Consider the following 3,137-nt stretch of genomic DNA (forward strand, 5'->3'; position numbering starts at 1 on the left):
ACGCGCGAGATCTGCCTCGTCTCCGTTAGGCCGAGCGACTCCCAGGTCTTGCCGTCGTCGGTGGTCTTCCAGACGCCGTCGCCGTGCGACACGTTGCCGCGGATGTCGAACTCGCCGGCGCCGACGTACACGATGTCGGGATTCGATTCGCTGACGCCGATGGCGCCGATCGTCCCGCCAAAATACTTGTCGGTCGCCGGCTCCCAGCTCGCGCCGCCGTCCGTGGTCTTGAACACACCGCCTCCGGTGGTGCCCATCCAGAACTCGAGCGGACGCGCGGCAGAGCCAGCGACCGCGACGGAGCGTCCGCCGCGATACGGTCCGATCTCGCGCCACGAAAGCGCGTGGAACATGGACGTGTCGTATGCCGTGGCCTGGCCGGCCGACGGCGCAGCGTGAAGGAGCAGCGCACCGAGCGCCGCCGCCGACAGGCGTGCGATTTTCACTGGTGTCCTCGACTTGGTCAGTTCGTGGCCAAGATTGTAGAGGAAGGACCGCGGCGAGGGAAGACTGAAGGCGGATTACGGGCGACAATCCGCTGATATAAAGGCGGACAAGGCGGACACTTACAGACGGACAAGGCGGACACTCACAGGCGGACAAGGCGGAGATTTACAGGCGGACAGGGCGCGGACTACAGACGGACAAATCGCGGACCTTACGGGGGAGGGCGCGAACCGTTAGGGTCTCCTGGCATCACGCGAGGTCGGTCGAGCCGGGCGGTCTTTCGTGAGATCCGTCGACCCTTCAAAGTTCATGTGCCTTTGCCGTCCCCTCGCTCATAATCAAAAGTTACAAAGCGAAATCGAACGGATGACGAAAGACATCGTGCCGCGCGGGTGCGAGTGTTGCTCGGCGCAGGCATCAGGGTGTTGATCAGTTTCTCTTTCACAGAAAGCTCAACTATCCGTTAGGCAAACCCTTACTCCCGCGCAGCCTGATCTCTTTCATTGTCAATTCAGTTTCACGCTTGTTATCCTTTCTATCACGGTCGCCGTGGCCCGCCAGGCGACTCGAGCCTGAGCACCCTCTCGCGAGACGCACCTTCGACTGCGGCATGAACGGTCCGTGATTGTCTCTTGTGTCCGCATTGTGTCCGCCTTTCTCTTGCCCTTTTCCCGCATCAGCGTGCGCCGAATTCTTGTTCTCGCCTTCGTGTTGGCAGGGTGTGGTGCCCCGGACACGGCAAAGAACGCACAGCCGCCGGCCAAGCCGTTTGTCCCGCCCACGCATGCCGCGAGCGTTCGAGGTTTCGAGCGACCGGTTGCCGCGCGCTACGATTCCGCGGCCGACATGTTTTTTGTCGCGAATCTGGGCGGCGATTCGGCGGGCGGGCACGACGCGTTCATCAGCCGGATGCATCCGGACGGCAGCATCGATTCGCTGCGGTTCATCGACAACGGACGAAACGGGGCGCGGCTCGATGCGCCGCAGGGCTTGGCGCTCGTGGGCGACACGCTGTGGGTGGTGGACCGCGATGCGGTGCGGGCGTTCGATGCGCTTACCGGGGCGACGGGTCCCTCGGTGAGCCTCGCCGCGCAGCATCCGGTTGCGTTAGGCGGCGTCGCGGTCGGGCCCGACGGCGCGCTCTACGTCGCCGAGCCCGGCCTGCTCGACCCGGCGCACCCGGAAAGCCGCACCGGCGAGGGGAAGCGCATCTTTCGCGTCGGACGCGATCACCGCGTCTCGGTGGCGCTCGCCAGCGACTCGCTGCACCGGCCCACCGACCTCGTCTGGGACCGGCGCGCCGACCGGTTCGTGATCGTGTCGTTCGGCACCGGCAACATTCTCGCTTGGCATCCCGGCGAGGCGCAGCCGCGCACGGTGGGATACAACCGCGCGCAGATGGATGGCGCGGCCATGCTGCCCGATGGCCGTCTGCTCGTGACGAGCTGGAAGGATTCCTCGCTCACCATTCGGGATGGCGACCGCCTGACGGCCATCACCGGATTCCCGTTAGCCGCGCACATCGGCGTCGACACGCGGCGCGGCCGCGTGGCGGTGCCGCTGCCGACGAGAAACCGCGTCGACATCTGGGTGGTGCCGCCCATCATGCAGTGACCCGCGCCCGATCGGTGACATCGGCAACGCTTCGTCGCGCGCTGGTCGCGCTGTGCGTGGCCGCCGCCGCGTGCGGCCGGCATCCGGCTCCGCTGTCGCGCGACGCGCAGTCGCCAGACGACGCGCACCGCCGGTTGCCGACGGGTGTGTCGCTCGACCCGGCCGGCGCGTCGACGCCCGTCGGGCAGATGCCGCTGGCGATGGCGCTTTCTCCGGACGGCTCGCGCCTCGTGCTGCTGCTCTCCGGCTGGCGTGAGCAAGGTATCCAGGTGGTGGACCGCGCGAGCGGCCGGGTGGTGCAGACGCTCGCCCAACCGTCGGCGTTCGTGGGTCTCGCGTTCGCGCCCGACGGGTCGTCGCTGTACGCGTCGGGCGCCGACGGCGATCTCGTGTACCGCTACGACTGGCGCGGCGACACGGCGACGCTGGCCGACAGTCTCCCGTTAGGCCCGCATCCCGGCCGCGGCCGCGAGGGCCGGCGCTATCCGGCGGGCCTCGCCGTTGCGCCTAACGGGCGCTTGCTGTACGCGGCCGAGAACATGGGTGATTCGCTGGCGGTGATCGATCTGGCCGCACGGCGCGTCGTGCAGCGCCTGCCGGCCGGCCGCTACCCGTACGGCGTCACCGTGACGCCCGATGGCGCGGTGTACGTGTCGTCGTGGGGCGCGAATACCGTGTGGGCGTATGCGCCCGGATCCGACGGACGGCTCTCGGCGGCCGACACGATCCGGGTCGCGCGCCATCCGTCGGCCATGATCGCGAGCCGCGACGGGGCGCGCCTCTACGTCGTGTCCGCGACCACCGACCGCGTGAGCGTCGTCGACACCAAACGTCGCGCCGTGAGCGGCGAGCTGCGCGACCCGCCGCCGGCCGGCCCGGCGGAAGGCAGCACGCCTAACGCACTGGCGCTGTCGCCGGACGGCCGCCGCCTGTTCGTCGCCGAAGCCGATGCCAACGCCGTGGCGGTGTTCGACGTCTCCGGCGGCGCGGCGCCGCTCGGCCGCATCCCGGTGGACTGGTATCCGTCGGCCATCCTCGCCGCGGGCGACACGATTCTCGTCGCCAACGGCAAGGGC

Annotated in this window: 3 protein-coding genes; 2 read left to right on the forward strand and 1 reads right to left on the reverse strand. The window is 68.4% G+C overall.

All coding sequences use genetic code 11. The features are described 5' to 3' along the window. A partial coding sequence (locus VFW04_19005; protein ID HEX5181428.1) for a glycosyl hydrolase occupies window positions 1-446 on the reverse strand: 446 nt, incomplete at its 3' end. 682 nt (window positions 447-1,128) lie between these two features. On the opposite strand from VFW04_19005, the gene VFW04_19010 reads away from it, so the two are divergent. Both VFW04_19010 and VFW04_19015 read left to right on the forward strand, forming a co-directional pair. After that, window positions 1,129-2,061 carry a hypothetical protein gene (locus VFW04_19010; GenBank protein ID HEX5181429.1) on the forward strand — a complete coding sequence of 311 codons (933 nt, stop codon included), beginning with the start codon at window positions 1,129-1,131 and terminating at the stop codon, window positions 2,059-2,061. After that, the coding region (locus tag VFW04_19015; protein ID HEX5181430.1) for an SMP-30/gluconolactonase/LRE family protein at window positions 2,058-3,137 on the forward strand (1,080 nt) is incomplete at its 3' end. The genes VFW04_19010 and VFW04_19015, both read left to right, overlap by 4 nt.

Source organism: Gemmatimonadaceae bacterium (genome assembly GCA_036273715.1).
Taxonomy (GTDB): Bacteria; Gemmatimonadota; Gemmatimonadetes; order Gemmatimonadales; family Gemmatimonadaceae; genus JADGGM01.